Source organism: Aphanothece hegewaldii CCALA 016 (assembly GCF_003007785.1).
Taxonomy (GTDB): Bacteria; Cyanobacteriota; Cyanobacteriia; order Cyanobacteriales; family Microcystaceae; genus Chroococcus; species Chroococcus hegewaldii.
On the sequence record NZ_PXOH01000037.1, the window covers coordinates 17,444 to 43,960 of the forward strand.

At 37.4% G+C, this 26,517-nt stretch carries 29 protein-coding genes; 15 read left to right on the forward strand and 14 right to left on the reverse strand.

Annotated elements, in window-relative coordinates:
* Window positions 1–2: 2 nt before the first annotated feature.
* Complete coding sequence (locus C7H19_RS21490; protein ID WP_106458970.1) at window positions 3–1,280, reverse strand: dihydroorotase; 1,278 nt, start codon at window positions 1,278–1,280, stop codon at window positions 3–5.
* Between the two features lie 155 nt (window positions 1,281–1,435).
* Between C7H19_RS21490 and C7H19_RS21495 the strand changes: the two genes are divergently transcribed.
* From C7H19_RS21495 to C7H19_RS21510, 4 genes are read left to right on the forward strand one after another with little or no spacing between them, the layout of a single operon-like run.
* The gene (locus tag C7H19_RS21495; RefSeq protein ID WP_106458971.1) at window positions 1,436–2,194 is read left to right on the forward strand and encodes a transcription factor RcaD; all 759 of its coding nucleotides are present in this window, start codon (window positions 1,436–1,438) and stop codon (window positions 2,192–2,194) included.
* Window positions 2,195–2,203: 9 nt separating this feature from the next.
* On the forward strand, window positions 2,204–4,219 hold the full coding sequence (locus C7H19_RS21500) for an ATP-binding protein (RefSeq protein WP_106458972.1): 2,016 nt from the start codon (window positions 2,204–2,206) through the stop codon (window positions 4,217–4,219).
* The gene (locus tag C7H19_RS21505; RefSeq protein WP_106458973.1) at window positions 4,206–5,099 is read left to right on the forward strand and encodes a PD-(D/E)XK nuclease family protein; all 894 of its coding nucleotides are present in this window, start codon (window positions 4,206–4,208) and stop codon (window positions 5,097–5,099) included. Before C7H19_RS21500 ends, C7H19_RS21505 begins: the two co-directional genes overlap by 14 nt.
* A gap of 57 nt (window positions 5,100–5,156) precedes the next feature.
* The gene (locus tag C7H19_RS21510; RefSeq protein ID WP_106458974.1) at window positions 5,157–5,378 is read left to right on the forward strand and encodes a glycosyl hydrolase family 31; all 222 of its coding nucleotides are present in this window, start codon (window positions 5,157–5,159) and stop codon (window positions 5,376–5,378) included.
* A gap of 38 nt (window positions 5,379–5,416) precedes the next feature.
* Here the strand turns inward: C7H19_RS21510 and C7H19_RS21515 are convergent, their stop codons facing one another.
* Complete coding sequence (locus tag C7H19_RS21515) at window positions 5,417–5,695, reverse strand: hypothetical protein (protein WP_219907712.1); 279 nt, start codon at window positions 5,693–5,695, stop codon at window positions 5,417–5,419.
* 123 nt (window positions 5,696–5,818) lie between these two features.
* Between C7H19_RS21515 and C7H19_RS21520 the strand changes: the two genes are divergently transcribed.
* From C7H19_RS21520 to C7H19_RS21530, 3 genes are all read left to right on the forward strand, one after another.
* Window positions 5,819–6,550: a glutathione peroxidase gene (locus C7H19_RS21520; RefSeq protein ID WP_106458975.1), complete on the forward strand. Its 732-nt coding sequence runs from the start codon at window positions 5,819–5,821 to the stop codon at window positions 6,548–6,550.
* Between the two features lie 138 nt (window positions 6,551–6,688).
* Window positions 6,689–7,225, forward strand: a complete 537-nt coding sequence (dps, locus tag C7H19_RS21525; RefSeq protein ID WP_106458976.1) for a DNA starvation/stationary phase protection protein Dps — start codon at window positions 6,689–6,691, stop codon at window positions 7,223–7,225.
* Between the two features lie 253 nt (window positions 7,226–7,478).
* Window positions 7,479–8,726, forward strand: a complete 1,248-nt coding sequence (locus C7H19_RS21530) for an MFS transporter (protein ID WP_106458977.1) — start codon at window positions 7,479–7,481, stop codon at window positions 8,724–8,726.
* A 48-nt stretch (window positions 8,727–8,774) separates the two neighbouring features.
* Here C7H19_RS21530 and C7H19_RS21535 read toward each other — a convergent pair whose 3' ends face one another.
* The 5 genes from C7H19_RS21535 to C7H19_RS21555 all read right to left on the reverse strand — a co-directional run bounded on the left by C7H19_RS21535 (window position 8,775) and on the right by C7H19_RS21555 (window position 12,864).
* On the reverse strand, window positions 8,775–9,110 hold the full coding sequence (locus tag C7H19_RS21535; RefSeq protein WP_106458978.1) for a hypothetical protein: 336 nt from the start codon (window positions 9,108–9,110) through the stop codon (window positions 8,775–8,777).
* Window positions 9,111–9,222: 112 nt separating this feature from the next.
* Window positions 9,223–10,500: an RNA-guided endonuclease InsQ/TnpB family protein gene (locus C7H19_RS21540; RefSeq protein WP_106458979.1), complete on the reverse strand. Its 1,278-nt coding sequence runs from the start codon at window positions 10,498–10,500 to the stop codon at window positions 9,223–9,225.
* Between the two features lie 142 nt (window positions 10,501–10,642).
* Window positions 10,643–10,870, reverse strand: coding sequence for a hypothetical protein (locus tag C7H19_RS21545; protein ID WP_106458980.1), 228 nt, complete (start codon window positions 10,868–10,870; stop codon window positions 10,643–10,645).
* A gap of 34 nt (window positions 10,871–10,904) precedes the next feature.
* The gene (locus tag C7H19_RS21550) at window positions 10,905–11,276 is read right to left on the reverse strand and encodes a hypothetical protein (protein ID WP_219907713.1); all 372 of its coding nucleotides are present in this window, start codon (window positions 11,274–11,276) and stop codon (window positions 10,905–10,907) included.
* A gap of 190 nt (window positions 11,277–11,466) precedes the next feature.
* Window positions 11,467–12,864, reverse strand: coding sequence for a choice-of-anchor Q domain-containing protein (locus tag C7H19_RS21555; RefSeq protein WP_106458981.1), 1,398 nt, complete (start codon window positions 12,862–12,864; stop codon window positions 11,467–11,469).
* A 193-nt stretch (window positions 12,865–13,057) separates the two neighbouring features.
* On the opposite strand from C7H19_RS21555, the gene C7H19_RS21560 reads away from it, so the two are divergent.
* Window positions 13,058–14,185: a TIGR03032 family protein gene (locus C7H19_RS21560; RefSeq protein WP_106458982.1), complete on the forward strand. Its 1,128-nt coding sequence runs from the start codon at window positions 13,058–13,060 to the stop codon at window positions 14,183–14,185.
* A gap of 4 nt (window positions 14,186–14,189) precedes the next feature.
* Here C7H19_RS21560 and brnA read toward each other — a convergent pair whose 3' ends face one another.
* The 3 genes from brnA to C7H19_RS21575 are packed head-to-tail and all read right to left on the reverse strand — an operon-like array spanning window position 14,190 to window position 15,028.
* Complete coding sequence (gene brnA / locus C7H19_RS21565) at window positions 14,190–14,411, reverse strand: type II toxin-antitoxin system BrnA family antitoxin (protein ID WP_106458983.1); 222 nt, start codon at window positions 14,409–14,411, stop codon at window positions 14,190–14,192.
* A 36-nt stretch (window positions 14,412–14,447) separates the two neighbouring features.
* A complete protein-coding gene (locus C7H19_RS21570) occupies window positions 14,448–14,792 on the reverse strand; it encodes a type II toxin-antitoxin system PemK/MazF family toxin (RefSeq protein ID WP_106458984.1) in 345 nt (114 codons plus the stop codon).
* Window positions 14,786–15,028 (reverse strand): AbrB/MazE/SpoVT family DNA-binding domain-containing protein, encoded by a 243-nt coding sequence (locus tag C7H19_RS21575; protein ID WP_106458997.1) that lies wholly within the window; start codon window positions 15,026–15,028, stop codon window positions 14,786–14,788. The genes C7H19_RS21570 and C7H19_RS21575 overlap by 7 nt, the downstream gene beginning before the upstream one ends.
* A 98-nt stretch (window positions 15,029–15,126) precedes the next feature.
* On the opposite strand from C7H19_RS21575, the gene C7H19_RS21580 reads away from it, so the two are divergent.
* The 4 genes from C7H19_RS21580 to C7H19_RS21595 are packed head-to-tail and all read left to right on the forward strand — an operon-like array spanning window position 15,127 to window position 18,290.
* Window positions 15,127–16,635, forward strand: coding sequence for a UbiD family decarboxylase (locus C7H19_RS21580; RefSeq protein WP_106458985.1), 1,509 nt, complete (start codon window positions 15,127–15,129; stop codon window positions 16,633–16,635).
* Between the two features lie 52 nt (window positions 16,636–16,687).
* A complete protein-coding gene (locus C7H19_RS21585; protein WP_106458986.1) occupies window positions 16,688–16,945 on the forward strand; it encodes a toxin HicA in 258 nt (85 codons plus the stop codon).
* The gene (locus C7H19_RS21590; RefSeq protein WP_106458987.1) at window positions 16,938–17,153 is read left to right on the forward strand and encodes a type II toxin-antitoxin system HicB family antitoxin; all 216 of its coding nucleotides are present in this window, start codon (window positions 16,938–16,940) and stop codon (window positions 17,151–17,153) included. Before C7H19_RS21585 ends, C7H19_RS21590 begins: the two co-directional genes overlap by 8 nt.
* 6 nt (window positions 17,154–17,159) lie before the next feature.
* Window positions 17,160–18,290, forward strand: a complete 1,131-nt coding sequence (locus C7H19_RS21595) for an ABC transporter permease (protein ID WP_106458988.1) — start codon at window positions 17,160–17,162, stop codon at window positions 18,288–18,290.
* A 6-nt stretch (window positions 18,291–18,296) separates the two neighbouring features.
* On the opposite strand, the gene C7H19_RS21600 is transcribed toward C7H19_RS21595, so the two are convergent.
* Window positions 18,297–18,560: a ParE family toxin-like protein gene (locus tag C7H19_RS21600; protein ID WP_106458989.1), complete on the reverse strand. Its 264-nt coding sequence runs from the start codon at window positions 18,558–18,560 to the stop codon at window positions 18,297–18,299.
* Window positions 18,557–18,787, reverse strand: a complete 231-nt coding sequence (locus tag C7H19_RS21605) for a hypothetical protein (RefSeq protein WP_106458990.1) — start codon at window positions 18,785–18,787, stop codon at window positions 18,557–18,559. Before C7H19_RS21605 ends, C7H19_RS21600 begins: the two co-directional genes overlap by 4 nt.
* A 119-nt stretch (window positions 18,788–18,906) precedes the next feature.
* Between C7H19_RS21605 and C7H19_RS21610 the strand changes: the two genes are divergently transcribed.
* The 3 genes from C7H19_RS21610 to C7H19_RS21620 are packed head-to-tail and all read left to right on the forward strand — an operon-like array spanning window position 18,907 to window position 21,759.
* Window positions 18,907–20,115 carry a glycoside hydrolase family 10-like protein gene (locus tag C7H19_RS21610; RefSeq protein ID WP_106458991.1) on the forward strand — a complete coding sequence of 403 codons (1,209 nt, stop codon included), beginning with the start codon at window positions 18,907–18,909 and terminating at the stop codon, window positions 20,113–20,115.
* Between the two features lie 51 nt (window positions 20,116–20,166).
* Window positions 20,167–20,994: a 4-hydroxy-tetrahydrodipicolinate reductase gene (gene dapB / locus C7H19_RS21615; protein WP_106458992.1), complete on the forward strand. Its 828-nt coding sequence runs from the start codon at window positions 20,167–20,169 to the stop codon at window positions 20,992–20,994.
* Window positions 20,995–21,051: 57 nt separating this feature from the next.
* Window positions 21,052–21,759 (forward strand): phosphate ABC transporter permease, encoded by a 708-nt coding sequence (locus tag C7H19_RS21620; protein ID WP_106458998.1) that lies wholly within the window; start codon window positions 21,052–21,054, stop codon window positions 21,757–21,759.
* A 241-nt stretch (window positions 21,760–22,000) separates the two neighbouring features.
* Here the strand turns inward: C7H19_RS21620 and C7H19_RS21625 are convergent, their stop codons facing one another.
* Window positions 22,001–22,696: a response regulator transcription factor gene (locus C7H19_RS21625; RefSeq protein WP_106458993.1), complete on the reverse strand. Its 696-nt coding sequence runs from the start codon at window positions 22,694–22,696 to the stop codon at window positions 22,001–22,003.
* A 175-nt stretch (window positions 22,697–22,871) separates the two neighbouring features.
* Entirely contained in the window at window positions 22,872–26,441 is a 3,570-nt protein-coding gene (locus C7H19_RS21630) for a DUF4347 domain-containing protein (RefSeq protein ID WP_106458994.1), read from the reverse strand.
* Between the last annotated feature and the right edge of the window lie 76 nt (window positions 26,442–26,517).

Below are 26,517 nucleotides of genomic sequence, written 5' to 3' on the forward strand. Positions count from 1 at the left end.
AATTAATTTTGATGATTCCAAATTCTGATCACTTGTCCTCTGATTTCTTTTCCCCACCAAGGGGTATTGTAACTCCGTGATTTAAGATGATGGCGATCAACTGTCCAAAGTTTCTCTTGATCAAATAAAATAACTTCCGCGTTTTTTTGTGGTTCTATAGATGTGGGTTGTTTTCCAAGACACCGAAGCGGGTTGATACTAAGTGCTTGTATAAGTTCTAATGCTGTCCATTGTTCGGTTTTGACGAATTTTTCCCAGAGTATCGGTAATGCTAATTCTAATCCGATCGCGCCTGGGGGTGCTTCTGCAAAAGGGACGGTTTTTTCTTCGTAGGTATATGGACTATGATTGATCGCAATTGCATCAATTATTCCAGTTTTCACTCCTTCTACTAATGCAAGAAGATCGCTTTCATTTCCGAGAGGAGGATCTAAGTGTAAGTTCGGATCATAGGTTTTAATGTCCTCCGTATTAAACACTAAGTGCATCCACGAGGTACTCGCAGTTACAGGTATTCCTTTTGCTTTCGCGTCCCTAATAAGTTCGACTCCGCGACGTGTCGAAACCCCCATTAAATGTACAGGTGTTCTAATTGAATCGATCATTTCTAGGATAGCAGCGATCGCAGTGGTTTCGGAAATAGTGGGATTACCGGGTAAACCATATAAAATAGATTCTGTTCCCTCTCTAATGACACCATTTCCTTTGAGGAGTGTGTTGACGGGAAATAATGCAATAGGTTTATTTATTGGTTGGAGATATTCTAATAGTCTTCTGAGTAAGGCAAAATTTTCGAGCGGTTTTCCATCCGTAAATCCTACAATATCAGCATTAGCTAAATCATCCAACTCTGTCATCTGTTCCCCTTTTCCTCCGAGGGTAAGATTTCCCCAAAAAGAAAGACGAGAGGATGTATTATCGGTTATTGCTTGACTTTTCTGATAGAGAGATTGAACAACTTCTGGGGTGTCGAGAGGAGGAAGGGTATTCGGGAGGATGGAAACACGGGTAAACCCTCCTGCGGTTGCTGAGTCAATCAGTGTTTTTAGGGTTTCTCGTTCTTCGTGTCCAGGTTCACCACTTCTACTATATAAGTCTACTAAACCTGGTGCGAGGATTAACCCTTGTGCTTCGATGATTTCGGTGTCTTTTGGTGTTGAGAGTGAGGAGGTGATTGCTGTAATTTGACCCTCACGGATCAGTATATCAGTAATGTAATCCTCGCAATTGAGAGGATTTAAGACTCTGACTTGTCTTAGTAATACGGAATTGTTAAGCAAATGTAGTCAATGAGAATTGAACAGTCTATGTGATCATAGCAAGAGATGGAACTTTCTTGACATTGATTTTATGAAGCGCAAAATCCGTAAAATTACCATAGTACAACTGCTGAGTTATCCAGTAGTGTAGAAAATGAATTACGATCGCTTAGTTTATGAATATCGATTGTTTAAATTTCCTGCTGAGACTGTATGAATCGAATCATCATCGCGTTTATCTGGCAAAATGGTCTAAATTTAAGGGAAAAAATCAGATTTGTGAACAATTGGGAGAACGAGGGTTAGTTGATTTTACACGAGAGATTGCTACAGTTAAGATTACTCCCGCAGGACAAGGGTTACTTGAGTTAAATACCGTAAATTTATTGATTTCGGAAATAGAGTATAAAGTCTTAAAAAAAATTGCCAAGTTTTCAGAGATTACACCGAGTAAGCTTTTGGGTAAGTCTTTAAAAGCAGCAGACTGTCAATCTATCATTAATAGTTTTTGTGAAAAGGGTTTAATTTCTACAACGACTAAAAAGAAAAGAAATCATTGTGAGGTTTGGTTAACCCAAAAAGGTTTAGAGTGTATTCAGCAAGTCAATGATTATTTTTTAAATTGGGAAAATAGTTTTACTAAGGTTCCTAAGAAACCGAAAGAAAAACCCACTGATGAAGCTATTTTACAAATGATTATTCAATTAGATCAAGAGTTAGGTACGAATAATTATTTACCGATTTTTCATCTGAGGAAAGCGTTACAACCTCCTTTATCACGCTCAGAATTAGATCAAGCAATTTATCGTTTGCAGGGGAAAGATAAAATTGAAGTCAGTACTCTCGCAGAAGTCAAAGCATACAGTATAGAAGAAATTGATACAGGTATTCCTCAACCTGTCGGTGGGCCACTATTTTTTATTATTGTTAACTAAGGTATTTATATGGTAAATATTGATTCTTTAATCTGTCAATCAATCAATCCTTTTGATGAAAGAGATTTAAAAGCGGGTAATTTTTGGATTGAACAACAAGACACTAAACAAACCATTGAGTCTATCCATTTAGAGGAAATAAAAAAGATCGAATCTTATTTAGATGTAGTTTCTTTTGATCATTCTAGTCGTACTCTTTTGCTTTTAGGTGACTCAGGTTCAGGCAAAAGTTATTTATTAGGAAGACTCAAGAGAGAATTAAATAATAAAGCTTTTTTTGTTTATATTGATCCTTGGGTAGATAGTCGGTTTCTTTGGCGACATATTCTGAGAAAAACGATTAGTAGTCTTCTTTATATTCCACCAAATCAAAGTGAGTCTCAGTTAATATTATGGCTAAAAAATTTACCAGTTGTTAAAAATAGTAAGTTTCAAAAATCCTTTAATAATGAGGAAAGAAAAAGATTTATAGTGCAGTTAAAAAACTCTTATCCTAATGGAATAAATAATGCGAGAGAGTTTTTCGGTATTTTGTATGATTTGTTAAATCCTAGTTTATCAGATCTGGCTAGTGATTGGCTCAAAGGTGATCATTTATCGGAAGATGATTTAAAAGATTTAAGAATAAGTTCATCTATTAATAATGAAGACTACGCCAGAGGTATTTTAGAAAATCTGGGGCGAATATCTGTAGAAAATTTACCGTTTATTTTTTGTTTCGATCAATTAGATAATATTCCTTTATCGTCCTCTGGTTTTATTGATTTGCAATCTCTTTTTAATTTCAATACTAATATACATACGCAAATCGTTAAGAATTTTTTAATAATTATTTCAATGCCGACAAGCACATGGAATGATAACGAAAAAAGAATACAACCTGCTGATTTAGCAGAAGGAAGATTACATCAAAAAATTACCTTAAAAACAATTAATAAAAAACAAATAGAAGCTATTTGGACTTTAAAAGTATCTGGGCTTCACTCACAAGCTAAACCTAAACCTAATTCTTCAATTTATCCCTTAAATCAACAGCAAATAGATATTAATTTTTCGAGTGGAAAAACTTTACCGAGAAATGTTTTAATTGTTGGGCGAAAGTTATATCAATCTTATAAAGATGGTTTATCTATTATTACACCGCATCCTGATTTATTATCTCTTTTTAAATTATCTTGGCCTGATGAATTTCAAAAGTCTAGAAATAAAATTATTAGTGTTAATCAACTAACGGCATTAGAATTACTAAAAATATTAGATGAAGTTTTACAAGTTTTAAAATGTACAAAAGCATCATTAAAGTTTTCATCAAATAATGTCAATAGTGGTTATCTAAGTTTTTTAAAAGCTTTTGAAAAAAATTGTATAATATGGACTGAAGATCAAAACATGAACTATTTTTGTAATGTAATGAAATATTGTAAAAAAGAAATTGAAGCAAAAACTTATCATCACTTATATTTATTACGATACTCGACATTAGGAAATCCAAGTAATAAAGGTTATCAAATTTATAAAAGTATTTTTAAATCTCCTCATAAGCATATACAACCAACTCTTACATCTATTCATTATCTGACAACTTATCATCAATTAATGATGGATGCAAAATCGAAAGAATTAGTTATTGGAGGTGAAATAATAGATTTACCAACATTAGAAGATTTAATGCGACAATCTCGTATTTTTGAAAATTGTCAGCTTTTATTAGATTTGGGTTTAATTAAAAAAACCGTAGAAGAAAATTTAATAAAAACAGAAAGTAATCAAGAAGAAAATGAGAAAATTAAAAATTATTTACTAAAGATAATTCAAACTCAAAACTTTATTAGTCTTCCAGCTTTAATCGAAAAAGCTTTAGAGCATTTTTCTCATAACTTTTTACTAAATTTTGATCAAGTACAGCAATTAACAAAAGAAATTTGTCAACAAGACTTAGCCATAATAACTAACCCTGATGAACCAATAGAAAAACAGTTGATTTGTTTAAACATTACTCCAAAAATAAAAGATGATAACTTTTAGTGTCACACAAGTTAGAGTCGCTTTTGAATGTCCTCGTTTGTTTTATTTAAACTACCATTTTCGAGGACAAACTTTATTTGTTCCTTCTGCTCATATTAAAGGAATTGGTTCTTTATTTCATCAATTAGCAGAAAAATTAATCGATACTGCAAAACATAATTCTCAATTTGCTATACTTTTTGTACCTGAATCCGATAAATTAGATGTAGAAGACATTACCGCACAATTTCAGCAGCTATTTTATCAATTTGTTTTTTTTCCCATACTTCAAAAAGAAATTCAACAAAACCACTCGAAATTAATACATAAATATTACCAAATTTGGCAAGGTATTATTCCACTGATTCGTCATTGGGTTACTCTATTAATTAAAAATCGCTCTTTCTGTAAACCTGATGTTTTATTAAAAAAAACCTTTACTGCTGAAGAAATTAGACTTATTCATTTATTTACACTACCTAAAGGAAATAAAATTCAACTAATTGGTAGACTCGATAGTGTAATTTATGATTTCCCAAAGCGTCGTTATTGTGTTGTTGAATATAAAACCTATCAACCCAGTGATTTAGCTGCACAATTAGCCCAAGTTGCGCTTTATAGTTATATGCTTAAAGAAACTAAAAATCTTTCTACTCCTGTTAATTCATCAGTACATCAAGTATTACCAACTTTCCAAGAATATTATTACCCTTGGGAAGAATTAGAAAATACGGTTTATCAACTGATTCCTCATAAACTTCAACAGATGCAAAATTGGATAACATGGAAACAAAATACATCATCACCACCACCACCAGCAATAAAATCTAATCTATGCGATATTTGTCCACAACAAACAACTTGTCAACAATTTTTTGAAATAAGTACAGATAATTGGTAGGGGTTTGGTCTCCAAACCTAAATAGTATATAATAATTAAAAATGATAATTTATTTTTATGTTACAGACTTTTTGGGCAGTTATCAAAAATAGCAAGATTGAATTAGTCGATTTAGTTATAGCATTTCTCAAATTAAATTCTATAGGGTTTGGAAAGCAAACCCCTACGGTATGGAATGATATTACTTTATCGGGATTAAATAATGCTTATGACGAAAATGAACCCGAATACTCATTAGAATCAATTAAAGAATTTAATCCTGAGTATGAAGGAAAGTAATATTATTCTTACTCCCATGACTTAAGCAAACGGACAAATTAAAAATCTAAACTGATAGCACGAGCTTTAAGTAAAATCATAAGATGCTCAAGTTTTTCATAAACATCTAATTCAGCGTTTTCATTGTCTGTTAGTGTCGCTTCTCGATTTTTTAAGAGTAAAGTTTGTAGACGTTTTTGAGCTTGAGGTGAGACTTTAAAAGTAATGATTTCTTGTGGAGTGGGACTCTTAAGCAGGAAATCTAATACTTCATCATAGACTTGTATCGTTAATTCTGCCATAATTGCCTTTTTACCTTTTTCATTCGATTCTATCATCGCCAGAATATATTAAACTTCTAGCAAAGTCTCGTAGTCACTTGACAAGTCATACTCGTTATGACTACACTATAAATAATAAACTCGGAATGAGTACGACTTAATCAAAGAGGAGTTAAGCTAATGTTACCGAATCATGAAGGACAAAAAGTACCTAGCGTTACCTTTCCCATCCGCAAGAACAACGAATGGATTAAAATAACCAGTGATGAATTATTTTCGGGTAAAACCGTTGTTGTTTTTGCGCTACCTGGTGCATTCACCCCAACTTGTTCGACGACTCACTTACCAGGGTATAACGAACTCGCCCCCGTATTCAAAGAAAATGGTGTTGATGAAATCGTATGTATTTCAGTCAATGATACTTTTGTGATGAATGAATGGGCAAAAGATCAAGAATGTGATAATGTAACCCTAATTCCCGATGGTAACGGTGAATTTTCCGAAGGAATGGGAATGCTAGTCGATAAAGCTGATTTAGGATTTGGTAAACGGTCTTGGCGTTACTCTATGCTGGTTAAAGATGGGGTAGTTGAAAAGATGTTCATTGAACCCGAAGAACCAGGAGATCCTTTTAAAGTTTCCGATGCTGAAACCATGCTAAGGTACATTAATGCCTCAGCGAAAGCACGCCCTTTAGTTTCCATGTTTTCTAAAGTCGGATGTCCTTACTGTACCCGCGCCAAGAAAATGTTGACCGAAAAAGGATTAAAATACGAAGAGATTATTTTAGGTCAGGATGCCTCAACCGTCTCGTTACGCGCTGTCAGTGGACGCACTACAACACCCCAAGTTTTTATAGATGGTAAGCATATTGGTGGTTCCGAAGAATTAGAAGCTTATCTCAATGCTTAAAGCTTATCCTAATCAGTCTTAAGAGGCTTGGCTAATACAGTACTCTAAGCGTTATGGTATGGTTTGTCATCCTAAAAATTTAGTGTTAATTAACTTAAGAATTTGTTAAACCTTTAAATAGACACAGGAGAAACACATATGGCTACTACACTGAAAGCTAAAGCTAAATCATCTGTACAATTTCGCAAAACACGCCTTGATTTGAGCGAAGATGTCCGTAAATCAGTTGTTGATATTCTCTCTCAAACCTTAGCTGCGACTTTAGACCTCAAAACACAAGCAAAACAAGCTCACTGGAACGTTAAAGGACTAAATTTCTTTCAATTACACGAACTTTTTGACCTACTAGCAACCGAATTAGAAGGACATATCGACTTAGTAGCGGAACGTATTACCTCACTGGGTGCAACCGCATTAGGAACCGCCCGCGTCGCTGCTGAGAAATCTATTTTACCTGAATATCCTTTAGATGCAGTTGATGGGATGGAACATTTGATCGCCCTCACCGATCGCTATGCAATGTATGCGGCTCATCTTCGTGAAGCGATCAATAGTACTGATGAATTAGGCGATGCAGATACGGCGGATCTTTATACTGAGATTTCCCGTAACATCGATATGCGTCTATGGTTTTTAGAAGCGCATCTCACCAAAAAAGAAGATTTTGCAGGTTAAAAACCTTAAATCCTGATTTAAAATACGCCAAGGAATAAATTCCCTGTCTTACAGCGAAAGTCGGTTGAAACCGACTAACTAAATGATTTTAGTCCGTTTTAACGGACTTTAGCTGTAAGAAATTCATTTCACGGTAGACTTATTGTTTAAGACAGAGGTGTGAACCTAAGCGCAGATCACCCCAAGACAAGTAGAAAAACACTATCCTAAGAAAAGGGTGATTTTTTTCCTCATGCCTTTCACCTTTTTTTGAATGAAAGCTCTTAAAATATTTAAAACGATCGATTCTAAAAGTTTACAAAATCTCTTAATTCTTTTTGCTACAGGCTTATTATTTTGGATTAGTATTACTAATTTATTGCCCACCTTACCCGCTTATATAGAAGATCTCGGCGGAAGTAAACAAGAAATTGGTTTAGTAATGGGAAGCTTTGCTATTGGGTTACTCGCTTCTCGTGTTTGGTTAGGAAAATTAGCCGATAGACGTAGCCGTAAATTAGTTATTTTAATCGGTACTATTGTCGCTGGTATTGCACCTTTTGGTTATTTATTGATTAAATCGGTCTATCCTTTAATCAGTGTACGCGCTTTTCATGGTGTGGCGATCGCAGCATTTACCACAGGATATAGTGCTTTAGTTGTCGATCTATCTCCCATTAAACAACGCGGCGAGATCATTGGTTATATGAGTTTAGTCGTTCCAGTCGGGATGGCTATTGGCCCTGCATTAGGAAGTTTTATAGAGGAAGATCTGGGCTATCAAGCGTTGTTTTTATTTTCAGCAACAGCAGGATTATTATCTTTTATATTGGCCAATTGTATAACAGCAGGCCGACCACCTGTCATCAGTGAGCAAGAAAAAAGTCAGTTTGAAGGAATTAATCGGAGTCTAAAAGCAATATTATTTGATCGTGCTATTTTAGTTCCTACCCTGATTTTATTCTTAATTGGGCTATTATTTGGGGTTTTAGTCACATTTCTACCTTTGTATCTGCGTCAAAGTCAGATCGATTTTAGTGCAGGTTTATTTTATACCACAGCAGCGATCGCAAGTTTTACCTCTCGTATTTTATCAGGCAGAGCCGGAGATCGTTTTGGTCGGGGTATTTTTATTACATTTAGCATCATTTGTTATGGGTTATCAATGCTGTTACTCTCAATAGCCAAAAATCCGACCATGCTGATGTTATCGGCTATTCTAGAAGGAGCAGGTGGCGGGATTATTATTCCGATGATTTTGGCCTTGATTTCTGATCGATCTTATGCTATGGAAAGAGGTCGAGTTTTTGCGATTTGTACCAGTGGGTTTGATGTAGGGGGTGCGCTTGCTGCACCAATTCTGGGGGCATTTGCGATAGAATACGAAGAATTATTTATGATTGCGGGAAGTTTTGCGGCGATCGCTCTTGTCATCTTTTTGGGTTATTCTAATAAAGGGTTAATATCTTCGCTTCGTTATGCCATTGGGAGAGAAAAAGATCAATATTCTTTGGTGGATTGAATTATACCTCATAGTTCCCTCTCCTCATAGGAGAGGGCTAGGGTGAGGTTAATTTTCTACGCTATCCACACTCAAAGGGACAAAATCACCATGTATCGTCAGTCCTAACAGCATCGGTTCATCTTCTAAAATTAATTTGCCCGTCAAAGCGCAACTTTCATCCTTTTTCGCTGTAGCGTCAATGGTAGCACGAATATCAGCTTTACAAAATTGTGGTCGATAATCACCCGATCGTTGATGAACAAAGTTCCAGAGAATATCACGTATCATTGCTTGATAGCCCTGATTGCCCGATAATTCTTTTAACTTATCTTTGAGTGCTTTTTCTAGACGAATGCTAGTGACTTCCATATCAGTTGTGGTAGCACGTGTTAATGTACGCATGGAATGAATCTCCTTTAGATCTATCAGTAATACAAGTGTAATCTTAAAATGACAGTTTTGGTGAAGATCGAGGAGGAGATTACAAGCGTATCTGTACTATTTTTTGGGATCGTCACGGCCAAGCTATCTTTGACACTCTCACGCCGATCTGCGGCGGAGATTCTTGGTTCACGAAGATTACTTGCTTTGACAAAATTTCTTCCATCAAAGTAGAGGCATTCTCTCCCCAAGCTTTAGATCCCGTATGCCCTACGGTACTTAATCCATTTTTCAAAATATTAATAGCGGCATTTTCATCCCTATCCAATACACAACTACATTTACAAATATGAGTGCGAGTAGATAGAGTTTTCTTTACGATATTCCCACAACTTGAACAATTTTGAGAGGTATATTGTGGAGGCACGGCAATTGTTATTTTGCCAAATTTAACCCCAAAGTACTCTACCCATTCTCTAAACTGATACCATGCCGCGTCGTTAATACTTTTAGCCAAACAATGATTTTTTACCAAGTTCTTAACTCTTAAATCCTCGTAGGCTATCACATCTGAGAAGTGAACTACGCACCTTGCTAATTTTACAGCAAAGTCTTTACGCTGCCGACTTACTTTAAGGTGAACTTTGGCTAATCTAGCCCGTGCTTTCTTGCGATTATTTGACCCTTTTTTCTTTTTAGATAATCGCCGTGCCAGTTTTTTTAGGGACTTTTCTGACTTTCTTAAGAATTTAGGGTTATCAATTTTATTTCCCTCATTATCAGTATAGAAAGAGGATAATCCAACATCTAACCCTATACACTTACCTGACGGCTTAACTTCTTCTTTGACCTCAACCGATAGAACAAATTGACAATAGTACCCATCAGCTTTTCTTAGAAGTCTAACTCTTTTGATGTCAGACTCATTAAAGTATCCCAAATCCCAACTACCTTTTAACTTAAGGGTTCCAATCCCTTTTTTGTCACTAAAGTTAATGGTCTTAGGGCTTAAAACCTTCCATCCAGTCGTTTTATATTCTACTGAACGAGAGAACTTTTTAAATTTAGGGTATCCCGTCTTGGAAAATTGCTTTACTTGGGGAGACCCCAAGACCGCATTTTCCGCTTTTTTGCCCGATACCTTCTTTTTACAATTCTCAAAAAAACGAGAGATAGAAGACCATGCTCTTTCAGCACTTGCTTGTCTAGCTTGAGAATTTAACTCGTTTGCAAATTTAAACTCATGAGCTAAAACTTTACAGTATGCCGATAAATCATACTTATTTACACCTTGATTATCCATCCAATACCTTAAGCATTTATTACGGATAAATTGAGATGTACGAATGGCATCATTTATCGCTTGATACTGTTGTTGTTTAGCTTTGACTTTAAATTCTAAAACAAACATTTACGCTGACGCTTTTAGAATAAATCAATTATACCAGATTGAATTGTGTATAGCAATATATTATTTTAAAGCCTAGGTAAACCTAGGGGCTTTATACCCAATTTTTCGGTAAGCTTGTTAATATTAATCGCTAAACAGTATATCAAGAAGCCCAACAAGTTTTATCGGGAAAATGCCCCTTTTGCCAATGCTGACGGAGTTTAATCTCGGCTCTAACTAATAAATGCTCAGGAATCGATTGAATTTTTTTTATTGTTCCATGACTTTTATCAAAATAAATCTTACCCAAATACTCAGGCGCACTTTCATATTGATAAATAACACCTTGCTCATCTTCACTTTCTTTAGTTAAAGTTATATAAAATGCCATTCTATCTAACTCTCTCTTGCCTTAAATAAAACTACTATAACAAATTAAAGAGGATTCCAAAGCCTTCCGGAGCGAATCGTTGCATTATGTGCAGTACGATAATCTGTTTGAAAAATTCCTTCAAAACGAGCCTCAAAATACTCATGCTCCAATAATTGTATATCTTCAGTAGCAAAATCTCCGCGTTGTAATCTAAACCAAGCATCAGCAATACAGGATCAGGATCAAATAATCTTACTCCATCATCCAATTGATGTTGATTAATAAAAAGATGTTCTTTAATTTTGCGAATTTTTCGGATAGGTAGTTTAGTATTCTGGGCAATTTGATCAATATCATCCGTTTCTCGGATCTGAGCATAAGATTTTGGTGCGTATATTTCCCATCTTTTAAGATATTCATCCAATTTACCTCCTGTCGAAGAAGGAAGCCGAAGCCATTTTATAATAAAAATAAGACTGAGAAAAAAAAAGATAATAAAAAGTATAAATTCTTTTAAAATCATTATTTGGTCAAAAAAGGATTTCTACACCTTACCCCTACCATTATTAAATTTAACCTGTAGGGGTTTGGTCTTTCTACCCACACAAAAAACCTTATTTTCTTCGTCGTCGCAATGAACCAATTGCAGCTAACCCAAGGGTGATGATACCAAACAAAGATGAGGGTTCAGGAACAGAAGGAGGCACATTCTGACTCGCTTCATAGGCACCGATATCGACAGTACCATTAATAATACGGGGGAAACCTGCCCCACGTTGGTCAGTTAGGATATCTGGGGGTATCGCTGCATTATCTCCCGCATCGATGGCAATACTACCCAATAGCAAAGCTTGAGTAAAAGTTGGGCCGCCATTATCCTGTAAGGGGCCAAGGTTAGGATCTCCTGACAGTGCAGGGTTACAGCTACCATCTTCGATGAGGTTGTTGATGTTGGTAGTAATTGTCCCATTATTAAAACAATCTCCCCCTGAGTTATTAGCGATAATGCTGTTAGTAATGATCAATTTATTAAAGTTGAGAAGGCCACCATCGGAATAATATGCCTTATTACCCGAAATCGTGCTGTTAGTAATGATCAATTTACCAGTGCTTCTTAGTCCACCACCATAATAATCTGCACTATTACCCGAAACCGTGCTATTGCTAATGATAGCAGTACTTGAACTTCCGTTATTTATGCCACCGCCATAGCGTGACACATTACCTGAGATTGTACTGTCAATTATGATAACTGTACCATTTAAACTCTCAATACCGCCACCATAATTTGCTCTATTACCCGAAATCGTACTATTGATAATCGTGGTGTCACCTTCGTTCAAAATGCCACCGCCACGACGAGATAAGGCTGAACCACCAAAGCTAGCTACATTTTGGGAAATCTTGGTATTGGTAATAGTAAGTTTACCACTATTATAAATGCCCCCACCATTAGTATATGTGCTTCCATTTTCAGAAATCGTGCTGTTGGTAATAGTCATCACACCAGAGTTGGAAATGCCACTTCTATAACTATCTGATATTTGGCTGTTGGTAATGGTCATCATACCAGAGTTGGAAATGCCACTTCTATAACTATCTGATATTTGGCTGTTGGTGAGCGTTACAACACCAGAGTTGGAAATGTTAATATCATTATTTGATATTTGGCTGTTAGTAATCGTTAAACTGTCTTGGTTTACAATCCCATAATCATAACCATTGGAAATCGTTAACCCATTCAGATAAACATTAATAACATTAGATGTTCCATCGTCAATATCAAAAACCTCACTAGCATTATTGCCACTGATAGTTAGTAAATCTGCACCGATGCCATTAATCGTTAGAGAATCAGTAATATTTAATTCTCCGCTGGTTAAAGTAATCGTACCACTAATCGAACTAAACTGAATTTCGTCGTCTCCTGCGGTGGAATTCGCGTCCAAAATTGCTTGACGCAAGCTTCCGATACCAGAATCAAAAAGATTGGTAACGTTAAAAAGTGCCATGTTTTTAAGGGGATAATTAGTTTAATAAATTCTGTTTTGGTTAGGGAGATTTTGAGAGCCATAATATATATATATATATATATTGTCAAGTGTTTTTATAAAAAAATTTACAGACCTTGATTAAATAATGAAATTTTTCTAAAAAACATTCTTGTCAGCTATTCTAAAAAAAAGCACTTTTTCTTCTAAATCAATGACCCAATCTCCACAGTCTAACCCCGAAAATGCACCATTACGGAGTATTCATACTTCTAATTTTCCTCAAATTTTGAATCATTTTGGGATTTCTTTAGTAGTTTCTACTTATCAAGCGGGTAAACTGATTGCTTTGCGTGCTGATGGAAATGTAATTAATACACACTTTCGTGTCTTTAATAAACCGATGGGTTTAGCGGGTGATCAAAATCGTTTAGCCATTGGAACAAATTCTCAGATTTTGCAACTTAAAAATGTCCCTGCTGTGGCGGCAAAAATTGAACCACAGGGAAAACATGACGCTTGTTATTTACTCCGCAGTTGTCAAGTGACGGGGGATATTGATATACATGAAATGGCTTGGGCAAATGATGAACTATGGTTTGTTAATACTCGTTTTTCTTGTTTGTGTACACTAGATCCTGAATATAGTTTTGTACCCCGTTGGCGACCAAAATTTGTTACCGCTTATTCTCCTGAAGATCGATGTCACTTGAATGGTTTAGGAATGGTAGACAATCAACCGAAATATGTCACCGCTTTAGGCACTACAGATATCTTAAATGGATGGCGAGAAAAGAAGGCAAACGGAGGGGTTTTAATCGACGTAGAAACCCAAGAATTAATTACCCAAGGTTTATCAATGCCACATTCTCCTAGATGGTATAATGGTCATCTGTGGGTATTAGAATCGGGTAATGGCAGTTTAGCGAAAGTCGATCGCAATACAGGGAAATTAGAAACGATCGCAACTTTACCAGGATTTACACGGGGTATCGATTTTTGTGGAAAATTAGCGTTTATTGGTTTATCTCAAGTGCGAGAAACAGTAGTATTTAGTGGTATTCCTTTGACTGAAAGACTCACCGAAAGAACTTGCGGGGTTTGGGTAATAAATATCGAAACTGGAGAAACATTAGCGTTTTTGAAGTTTGAGGATGCAGTACAAGAAATCTTCGCAGTACAAATATTACAAGGTATTCGCTTTCCTGAAATAATCGATTGGGATGAACAATTAATTGCTAGTTCATATGTATTGCCAGATCAAGCCTTAGCCGAAGTTCCCACCCATCAAAAACAAATCATTTCCGAAAAACCGAAAAAGAGTAAGAAAGGGTTTGGATGAGAGTTTAAGCTTGTAGTTGTTCTAATTTTTCTGCAATCCAATTTTGGAGAATAGCTTGCTGAGTTAACCCTTGTCTAGTTGCCTCTTGCTCGATTTTCTCTACCATCCAATTCGGTAAATCAAGGTTAATTTGATTGAATTGTGGTCGTTTCGCTTGAGATAAATCTAAATATTCGATAATATCTTCACCATCATCAAATTTTTTATCAAATTCAGAAGCTTTCATAGATTTCCACCTTTTACTAATCCTAATCTATACCATTCAACTCACAAGAGTTCCTAATTTGCCTAAAACTTCATTAATTAACTCTAAAGGTGCTTTTTCAATAAAAGTTGCTTTTCGAGCATCACAGTCAACGGTTCTAATCTGATCGACTAATATAACTCCATAAGTTTGCATAAGATCAGGTAACTCTACTTCAAAAGACCAACTTTTCTGACGACTCGTAATTGGACAGATTAAGATAAGTTTTGAAACTTGATTGTATGCGAATGGAGAAATCACTATTGCAGGACGATAACCAGCTTGTTCGCTACCCGTGCGAGGATCTAGTTGCAGTCGAATAATATCCCCTCTCTCAGGAATACGTCCCTCAATTTTTACCAAATTTCTTCTCCTACAGGATCTCCAAAATCTACCTCGTCGTGCTGCATTTGGGGTGTTACGTTTTTAAGTAATTCTTCAAGAGTATATTTAGGTTTCGCTGGAGATAGAATAATTTGATCGTTTTCAACAGAAATAGTAACTAAAGCTCCTTCTTTCCAGCCTACTTGTTGAATAATAGCCTGTGGAAGCCTAACACCTAGTGAGTTTCCCCACATACTTACTTTTTGAGTAATCATAGTCAAAAAAACGTGTTTATACATTGAGTATACCAAAAATCTGTTAGAAAATCAAGATAAAATAAAGAACAGACCACCTGAAACAAAACTTAATCAAAATGGCCAGAGACTTACGGGGATTTATCAAACTACTCGAAGAAAAAGGACAACTGAGACGCATCAAGACTTTGGTAGACTCAGACTTAGAAATCGCTGAAATCTCAAACCGAATGTTACAAGTCGGTGGCCCTGCGTTATTATTTGAAAATGTTAAAGGTGCATCGTTTCCCGTCGCTGTAAACCTGATGGGTACAGTAGAACGCATCTGCTGGGCGATGAATCTGGAAAAAGCCGAAGAATTAGAAGATTTAGGCAGAAAACTAGCTCTTTTGCAACAACCCAAACCCCCGAAAAAACTAAAAGAAGCGATCAATTTTGGTAAAGTGTTGTTCGATGTCCTGAAAGCTAAACCGAGTAAAAGTTTTTTTCCTCCCTGTCAGCAAGTGGTTATAGAAGGGGATGATCTTGATCTAAATACAATTCCTATGATTCGACCCTATCCCAATGATGCAGGGAAAATTATTACTCTGGGTTTAGTCATTACCAAAGATTGCGAAACAGGTACACCGAATGTGGGGGTATATCGCTTACAACTCCAGTCTAACAATACTATGACCGTTCATTGGTTATCCGTGCGCGGAGGTGCAAGACATCTCAGGAAAGCTGCAGAACAAGGGAAAAAATTAGAAATAGCGATCGCATTGGGTGTAGATCCTCTGATTATTATGGCCGCAGCGACACCTATTCCCGTCGATCTCTCAGAATGGTTATTTGCGGGATTATATGGCGGTTCTGGGGTACAATTAGCCAAATGCAAAACCGTAGATCTAGAAGTTCCCGCAGACTCAGAAATAGTCTTAGAAGGAACCATTACCCCTGGTGAAGTCCTACCCGATGGGCCATTTGGGGATCATATGGGATATTATGGCGGTGTGGAAGATTCGCCCTTAGTTCGCTTTCACTGCATGACTCATCGCAAAGATCCCATTTATCTTACTACTTTTAGCGGTCGTCCCCCGAAAGAAGAAGCAATGATGGCGATCGCACTCAACCGCATCTATACACCAATACTAAGACAACAGGTTTCAGAAATTACCGATTTTTTCCTACCGATGGAAGCGTTAAGTTACAAAGCAGCCATTATTTCTATAGATAAAGCATACCCTGGACAAGCCAGACGCGCAGCCTTAGCCTTTTGGAGTGCCTTACCCCAGTTCACTTATACTAAATTTGTTATTGTTGTAGACAAAGATATCAATATCCGTGACCCGCGTCAGGTGGTTTGGGCTATTAGTTCCAAGGTTGACCCCTCTAGAGATGTTTTTATTCTTCCGGATACTCCTTTTGATACCCTTGATTTTGCCAGTCAAAAACTCGGTTTAGGTGGGAGAATGGGTATAGATGCAACGACGAAAATGTATCCCGAAACCGAACACGAATGGGGAGAACCGTTAGAATCAGATTCTGGTATTGCTGCAATGGTGTCTCGACGTTGGCAAGAATACGGACTCGATGATTTAGACTTGAATAAAGAAGTTAACCCTAATTTGTTTGGTTATGACGTATGATAGTCTTTTAAACCTGAGAAAAAAAGTTAATATCGCAATTAGTTAATCATCAATGGGAAAATATGAAAAGCTACGTCAAAAGATTTTAAGTGGTACATCAGATGCAAATATAGATTTTTCTGAATTGCGTCAACTTTTGTTACGCTTTGGTTTTGAGGAGAGAATTAAAGGAGATCATTATATATTTAGTCAAAAAAATGTAGAGGAAATAATTAACTTACAACCCAAAGGAGCAAAAGCTAAATCTTATCAAGTTAAACAAGTTAGAAGCTTAATCATTAAGTATCAGTTGGTAAATCAAGATGATTAAATATGAATTAGTAATTTATTGGAGTGAAGAAGACAACGCTTTTATTGTTGAAGTTCCAGAATTAGCGGGATGTATGGCTGATGGGCAAACTTATCAAGAAGCTGTCAAAAATGCTGAAATAATTATACAAGAATGGATTGAAACTGCTCAAGCAAATGGTCGTTCTATTCCCGTACCGAAAAATCGATTAATGTCTATAGAGAAATGAATTATTATGGACTGGTGGCGTAAACTTAAAAATAATCCTTTGGCTCGCTTTGGTGCAATTCTATTATTAGTATTCTATATAATGGTAATTGCTGCTGATTTTATTGCTCCTTATGATGGTTATTCATCACAACTTGATGGCTCTTTATTACCGCCAACGAGGCTCTATTTTCAGGTACAAGGAGGGGAAAAAAAGGGACAATGGATCGGGCCTCATGTTTATCCTACTACCCAAAGTCCAACGGATTTAAAAACAGGCGATCGCAAAATACTAGAAGATTTTACGCAACCCTCACCCATTAGATTATTTACTAAAGGAACACCCTATCAACTCTTACAAATTCGCCTTCCTTTACCGCCAAGTTTTGAAGAAGTAACACTCTTTCAAGGGATTAAATTCGACCGTCATTTATTTGGAACAATCGGAAAAGGATATATTAATGTACTGGGAACAGATGAACAGGGTAGAGATTTATTTAGTCGTTTATTATTTGGGGGTAGAATTAGTTTATTTATCGGTTTAATTGGTGTAGCGATATCTTTTCCTTTAGGAATGCTAATCGGCGGAATTTCTGGTTATTTTGGTGGCTGGTTAGATGCTATTTTAATGCGCTTAGTCGAAGTCTTAATGACCATTCCAGGAATTTATCTTTTAGTAGCTTTAGCCGCAGTTTTGCCACAGGGATTAAGTAGCGCACAACGATTTTTATTAATCGTTTTAATCACATCTTTTATCGGTTGGTCTGGACTAGCAAGAGTAATTCGCGGACAAGTTTTATCACTCAAAGAACAAGAATTTATTCAAGCGGCAAAAGCAATAGGAGCAAATCCACTGTATATTATTATACGCCATATTCTGCCCCAAACAGCCAGTTATATTATTATTTCGGCAACCTTAGCCGTACCTGGATTTATTGCCTCAGAATCTGTTTTAAGTCTAATTGGTTTAGGAATTCAACAACCCGATCCGAGTTGGGGAAATTTATTATCTGTCGCTACAAAAGCATCAATTATTGTTTTGCAACCTTGGTTAATTTGGCCACCAGCTATATTAATTATTCTGACAGTTTTGGCGTTTAATTTATTAGGAGATGGTTTACGCGATGCCTTAGATCCCAGAAGTTTATCAAATCAGTAATTATATTTATGAAAAAAATTGCTCATAATCATCATGATTACCGAGCCAAAACCAAGTAACTAGATCACCCTCTAATATACCAATTGCCCGATAATCTCTAGTAATTCGTACCGACCAAATTCCCTCCTTAGTGTTAATACATTTGAAATGTAATGACGGGTGAAAAGGGTTTTCTGACCATAAACGATATGCTTTTCTAGCACTTTGTCTAATTGGCTCGTTTAATTGACGATACTCTATCCAAAAAGAAGGAAGTACAGCAGATTTCATAGTAAATTATAGTCTAGTTCTACTGCTTTACCTTCGGCAATTTCTTGTTTAGCGCGTTTAGCAGCCATAATTAATTTATCTTGTGTTCTCTCAAAAGATTCATCCCATTTTTGATCATCTTGTAAATCAGTAACATATTCTCTAAGATGTTCTACAAGTTGATTTTGAAGCTCAACTGGCAGTACTTCCATTATTTTGATTACTTCATCAATTGCAGTGGATAACATAGGATATCTTTCTTTAACAGAATTTATTCATATAGTATTATAGTCTAATTACTGAAGCCGGAGGAACAGAAACCCTCAGTTAACAATCACTAGATCAGTATCTTTTTCTCAATATCTATATGTTTCATCGATTTCGATATATTTTTCTTTTTTTCCTCAGCCTAGTTTTATTAATGAGCTTGGAGTCGCCAAAACTATTATCGTTCCCTGTATCTCAATCATCGGAACTGCGAGGAGTTTGGTTAACGAATATTGATAGTGATATTTTATTTAGCGAACAAAAATTATCCGACTCAATTGTTACTCTTAAAGAACTGAATTTTAATACCCTTTATCCGACAGTGTGGAATTGGGGTTACACTTTATATCCCAGTAAAGTCGCTAAACAAGCGATTGGAATAGAAATAGATCCCACTGAATCATTGCAAAAAAGAGATATCCTGCAAGAAATTTTAGATCAAGGACATCGCAAAAGAATGACGGTTATTCCTTGGTTTGAATTTGGGTTTATGGCACCCGCAGACTCGGAATTAGCAAAACGTCATCCCGAATGGTTAACCCAACGTAAAGATAAAAGTACCATTTGGTTAGAAGGAAAGGTGCATCAGCGTGTTTGGTTAAATCCTCTTGATTCAAATGTTCAGAAATTTATTACAGATTTAGTCCTTGAATTAATCGATAATTATGATGTTGATGGGATTCAATTTGATGATCATTTTGGTTATCCGTCTGATTTTGGTTACGATCCACTCACTGTACAACTTTATCAACAAGAACATCAAGGAAAATTACCACCTACTAATCATTTAGATAAAGATTGGATTCAATGGAGAGCAGATAAAATAACAGAATATATGGAGCAATTAGTTCAAACGATAAGACTTCGGACTTCTAAGGTAATTATTTCAGTTTCTCCTAATCCTCAAGCTTTTTCTTTAGAATCCTATCTTGCAGATTGGCATAAATGGGAAAAAAAGGGTTTAATTGATGAATTAGTGATTCAAGTGTATCGCTCTAAAAAAGAGGACTATCTCAGAGAATTACAATCGAAAGAATTACAAATTGCTAAAGCTCGTATTCCTGTAGGAATCGGTATTCTGGCAGGTTTAAAAGGTCGTCCTGTTAATCGAAAAAATATTACTGAACAAGTTACAATCGCTCGTGAAAATGGTTTTGCTGGTGTTTCGTTTTTCTTCTATGAAAGTTTATGGAACATGGCTGACGAACCTGCGGAAAAACGTCGTACTCTTTTTAAAGATTTATTTCCTACTTCTGCTATTCATCCTAATATCATTCGAGGTTGGAGTCCTCAAGCCTCAAAAGGGTAGTTAATTCGTCTACAATTGCTAAAGGAACCTAGGAAGAATCAATCTACAACAATGACGATGAATGCACCGATACCTGTAGTAGTCAACGGCGCGGCTGGTAAAATGGGACGAGAAGTAATTAAAGCGATCGCTAATGCAGATGATCTGATGTTAGTCGGTGCAGTCGATCGCAACCCCGAATATCGCGGCGAGGACATCGGTGAAATTGCGGGCTGTGGGGCGTTAGAAGTGCCTGTTTTAGACGATTTACAAAGTATTTTGGTGCTGGCCACCCAAGAAAAAGTACAAGGCGTAATGGTCGATTTTACCCATCCTGACGGGGTTTACGATAATGTGCGGAGTTCGATCGCCTATGGGGTGCGTCCCGTAGTTGGTACAACTGGACTAACTCCCGAACAAATTAAAGATCTTGCCGACTTCGCCGAAAAAGCCAGTACAGGTTGTCTAATTATTCCCAATTTCAGTATCGGCATGGTACTCTTACAACAAGCCGCCTTGCAAGCATCCCAATATTTTGAACACGTAGAAATCATCGAACTACACCACAACCAAAAAGCCGACGCACCTAGTGGAACCGCTATCAAAACGGCTGAACTTTTATCCGAAATCGGTAAAGCATATAATCCGCAAAAAGTCAAGGAAAAAGAAACAATTCAAGGGGCTAGAGGCGGTATTGTTGGCGAGAATATTAACATTCACAGTATACGCTTACCTGGTTTAATAGCCCATCAAGAGGTGATTTTTGGCGCACCTGGGGAAATTTACACACTAAGACATGATACCAGCGATCGGTCCTGTTATATGCCTGGTGTGTTACTCTCCATTCGTAAAGTGACTCAACTCAAAACTCTGGTTTATGGTTTAGAAAAAATCCTTTAACATTTGTAAAGACGCGCCATGACTCGTCTCTACTATATCCAACACTTAAAACCTAATATGCTGTTTCCTCTCACCCGTGAAACCTTGGAACAAATTATCCCCATTATTGCTACTGGACCGCAGTACGGTTATTATTGGGGTAAATGGTCAGATTTGTTGAGACGCTTACTTATTTCGGTGGTTGCTTTAACTATCACTTGGTTAGTGGGAAATTTATTCGGGCCTGGCGGCTTTACGATTAAAATAATTTTAGATATTATTGCGGGCTTATATTGGTTATGGTGTCCTGTTTATTTAGCCAGTATCAAAAATAATATTTATCGTCGTATTCCTTATTCTGGTTTTTGGCGTGGTAGGGTTTTGGATGCGTTTATTACTGACGAGTTAGTCTCAGAAGAGGAAACCGTTAATCAACGCGGTGATCTGGTTATTATTGAAAATATGGAAAAACGGATTAATCTATTAGTAGGGGATCAATCTGGGTTTAAGGTTACAGTACAAGCCCCTTTACGTCGCATCTATAAAGGAATTCGTCCTGGTGTCGTTGCCGAATTATTGGTCTTATCCAAACAACCTGATTTAGAAACCATTTCTAAGATAACAGATGTTTATCTACCACAACAAAATCTCTGGGTGGGAGAATATCCTTATTTGCGTCGGGATGTTTTTATGCAAGTGAGTCAAGAATTAGGGGGAACGGGAAAATCTAGTACAAAGGAACGTCGCCCCGGTAGTTATATTGTTAAACGAAAACGACGGAATTAAGTCAGTGAATGAATTCACTGTCTACTAGCTAAAGTCCGTTAAAACGGACTAAAAAACTGATTAAGGGGAGTCGGTTTTAACCGACTTGAACTATCAGACAGAGAATTTATTCTCTGGCAGTGCGCAAACTAAAAAACTGATTAAGGGGAGTCGGTTTTAACCGACTTGAACTATCAGACAGAGAATTTATTCTCTGGCAGTATTGATAGATTTTGGCAAGGGTGAAATCACTATAAGACATTTATTTGGTTAAACCATGTTTTAGGGCAAAACGAACTAATTCAGTTCGGCTATTTGTTCCAGTTTTACTAAAAAGACGGCTAACATATTTTTCTACATTTCTCACACTGGTATCTAAACGACTCGCAATTTCTTTATTCATCAAACCTTCAGCCACTAAGTCTAAAACACTTTGTTCTCTGGGAGTCAAATCTATTTTAATGGGAGAAGGAGTCGTTGTAAAAGTTTGTTGTTGTCCAAGTTGTTGTTTAATTTCTTTGATTTCTTGGGCAATTTCTTCGAGTTTAGCGCTTTCACTATTTGCATTAACACTGACGCGACGACGTTCTAATAAATTTTTGACAATAGCTTCAAGTTCATCAGGATCAAAGGGTTTAGACAAATACGCATCACAACCCGCATTATAACCCTCAATACGATCGCTCGTCATGCCTCTAGCGGTTAAAAAAACGACGGGTATCGCCTGAAAACGCGCATCATTGCGGAGTTTTTGTAAGAATTGATATCCATCGACTTGAGGCATCATGATATCAGAAATGACTAACTCTGGGGTATTTTTTTGGAGAAATTCCCAAGCTTCATTTGCATTACTGGCGACCTCAACGTCGAATTCTTCGCTATCTTCTAAATAGGCTTGAACTGACTCTCGTACTCCAGGTTCATCATCAACCAGTAATAATTTAGGTGTTTTAGACATTGTTTGAGCTTGCGGCTAGGCTTGTCGTTGATTCCATTATACGAGCTTAATCCTACAAGTAGGAAGATAGACGTGATATATTACGTCTCTACAGTCATCATTCATCAGTTACCAGTAATCAGTATAAAAGTTTTTTTGATTGATTACTGATTACTGTATCAAACCCCTACGGAGACTAAATAATTACATTTGTATCAATGTCGAGATTAGATGCAGTAACATTGTACAGAGTCGCCATTCTGACGAAACTATTAGCCCCACCATCAGCGTCAATCTCTAATAAGGTACTACTTCCTGACAGGCGCAAGCGTAAATATCCGTCAGCTACGGGATTACTGCCACTATAGCCGATATTGTCGAATAATTCCGTTAGAATAAGCTTATCTTGGCTCGTATCAAACTGTTTAATTTGATCACCCGTTATTGCTGTGCCGCGATCGCTTATTTGCTGATAAACTATTTGGTTAACTTGTGAACCGCCATAAAGGGTATCACTTCCACCACCGCCTACCAGTATATTATTACCTAACTGCCCAAAAAGAAGATCATTACCGTCACCGCCATAGGAAGTATCTTGACCATTGCCGCCATAAATGGTATCATTGCCCGCGTTCCCATATAGCAGGTCATCTCCATCACCAGCTTGGATGAAATCATCACCGTCACCGCCATAAATGGTATCATTTCCAAGACCGCCCTCGATGCGATCATTTCCGCTATTACCATAGACAAGATCTCTACCGGCTAGGGCTTTGATGATATCATCACTATTACTGCCACTCAGGGTATCTCGGCTGGAAGTTCCCAAGAGTTCTCTTAATACAGTTATCTGAACTGTACCGATATCATTTCCACCATTGCCGTCGTCTACGGTGTAGTCTAAGCTGAAATTACCCACACTTGAAGGCGTGTAGGTAATAAAGTCATCGGTTTTATCCAGAAGTGTTCCGTTATCGTTGAGGGTTGCTGTACCACCAGTGATGTTAGAGATACTGGTAATGCTTAAGACATCTCCATCGGCATCAGTGTCATTGCTTAGTAATGTAGATACTGAAATGTTTATTGGAAAATTAACAACCGCCGTTGCTGTATTATCGAGCGCAACAGGTGATAAATTATCATCAAGACCGTTAATCGTAATGGTGATGTCTTGAGTAGTTCCATCGACACTTGATACGGTAAAGGTTTCGGTTTTCGTTCCACCTGCACCCAAGTATTGTACGGCACTATTGACAACGGTGTAAGTATATGCACCGTCGCTGGTGATGCTGAGGCTGCCTAAGTTACCTGATCCTGTTACATTTGTACTAAATTGGTCTTCTCCAGTATCAGGATCACTGATGGTTAGGTTTCCCGTTGCTGTTAAATTAGGATCACTATCATCTTCTGTAACAGATGTAGATAATGTTCCTGTAATCGTTGCTGCATCATTTACACCATTAATGGTAATTGTTGCGGTTTGAGGAACAGAAAATGAGCCATCTGTTACATCATAGCTGTAGGTAATTATGGATGATTGACCTACATTTAAGCTATTGTAGGCATTGGGATTAACATCAAGCGTATTGCCACTAATGGTAATTCCTGCGGCGTTACCACCTGTGAGAGTTAGATTAGAAACATTTAAAGTCGTTCCAGCATCGGGATCACTAGCATCTGTTAGAAGATTAACAGTAAACGCGGCATCATCTTCGGTGGCAGTTGCTGTAACAGGATTCGTGACAACTGGGGCTGAGTTTTCATTAACATCTGTGACATTAATTGTCAAGTCTTTTTCGTAGGATGCGCCAGTGGGATCAGTGGTACGAATTCTAACAGTATATGTGTTCTGGGTTTCGTAATCGAAACTGCCATTCGTGTAAAGTTGATCGCCACTGATGCTAAAAGCTGTATCGTTACCAAATCCGCTAACAATGCTATAGGTGTGGGTATCGTCTTGGTTTAGATCGCTTGTACTGAGAGAGCCGATTAAAGCATTGACTTGATTTTCAGCAATGTTATTGTTGCTTAGGGTAATATTAGTCGGATCGTAATCAAAATCAAGGATACGGGCATAGACTCCTGAAGTATCACCCGAACCATTTCCCTCCCAAGTCGCAATTACTTGGCCATTGGCGAGGGTATCGATTGTATAGGTTCCGTTATTCCGTGTATCAGACAATTGAGATCCAGCAGTTGTTTGATTAATTCGGAATTCTGATCCCCTTAATGCACCATCCGCACTAAAACGTTGCCCATAAATGCCATAACTATTGCCGTCCTGACCCAATGAAGACCAAGTGACGACAAATCCTCCATCACCCAAGGCGGTCACTGATGAGTAAATTTGACTGGAGGTGGTGTAAGTATTGATTTGAAATTCCGAGCCAACTGTCGCACCCGAAGCATCGTAGCGTTGCCCATAAATGCCAAAATCATTGCCGTCCTGATCCAATGATGACCAGGTGACGACAAATCCTCCATCACCCAAGGCGGTCACTGATGAGTATAGTTGATTGGAGGTGGTGTAAGTATTGACCCGAAATTCATCGCCAACTGCATATCCAAGAGCATTATAGCGTTGCCCATAAATGCCAGAACCACTGCCGTCCTGACCAGATGAAGACCAAGTGACGACAAATCCTCCATCATTTAAGGCGGTGACTGATGAGTTTTGTTGATCGGAGATGGTGTAAGTATTGACCTTAAATTCATTGCCAACTGTCGCACCAAGCGCATTGTAGCGTTGCCCATAAATGCCATAAAAACTGCCGTCCTGACCGGATGATGACCAGGTGACGACAAATCCTCCATCACTTAAGGTGGTGACTGATGAGTATAGTTGCTCGGACATCGTGTAAGTATTGACCCGAAATTCATTGCCAACTGCCACTCCAAGAGCATTGTAGCGTTGCCCATAAATGCCATAATTTCTGCCTTCCTGCAACGATGAAGACCAAGTGACGACAAATCCTCCATCACTTAAGGTGGTGACTGATGAGTATTTTTGATCGGAGTTAGTGAAAGTATTGACCCGAAATTCCGAACCAACTGCCACTCCAAGAGCATTGTAGCGTTGCCCATAAACGCCATAACCACCGCCGTCCTGCCCCAATGAAGACCAAGTGACGACAAATCCTCCATCATTTAAGGCGGTCACTGATGAGTATAGTTGATCGGAGGTGGTGTAAGTATTGACCAGAAATTCATCACCAGAGACGAAAACACCTTGATAATTCTCCATTACCACTGGCAATAACGCTAATTGTACTGTTAGTGGTGAAGTCGTCGTATCTAGTTGCCAATTTCCGCCTAATACACTTGCACCGATTTTCGTGGTCGATGCAGCAATGTGTAATCCTGTCAACTCACTCAACAGATGAATTAGTGTGCGTCCTTCTTTTCCTTGTGCCACTTCACAACCATAAATTAATAAGGTGGCATCTGGGGTTAAAGTTTTTGCCCATTGCATCAGTTGAGGCGCATAACTAGATATTGTTTCTTTGCTTAAAATACTATTCCCTAAAGCAATTTTTCCCGATGTCCCATGCGAAATTAGGTGAATAACTTTGATTCCTTGACGTTGTGAAAGAATTTCTGTAATCTGTTCAACTGCATCACTCTGACTATCTAAAACGATCGCTTCAACATCTTGGCGTACACCTTGCGCTAATTGTAAATAATCCGTTATATTGGGCGCAATAAAAGCGATTTCTTGGGTTTGAGTTAGATTAGGTTGACTTTTTTTAGCCGAAGAATCAGTCAATTTAACTTGTTCGCCGCAAGAAGTCCCACGCTATACGTTAGTTAGCGATGGGATGAATTGCGGACAAAGATTACGT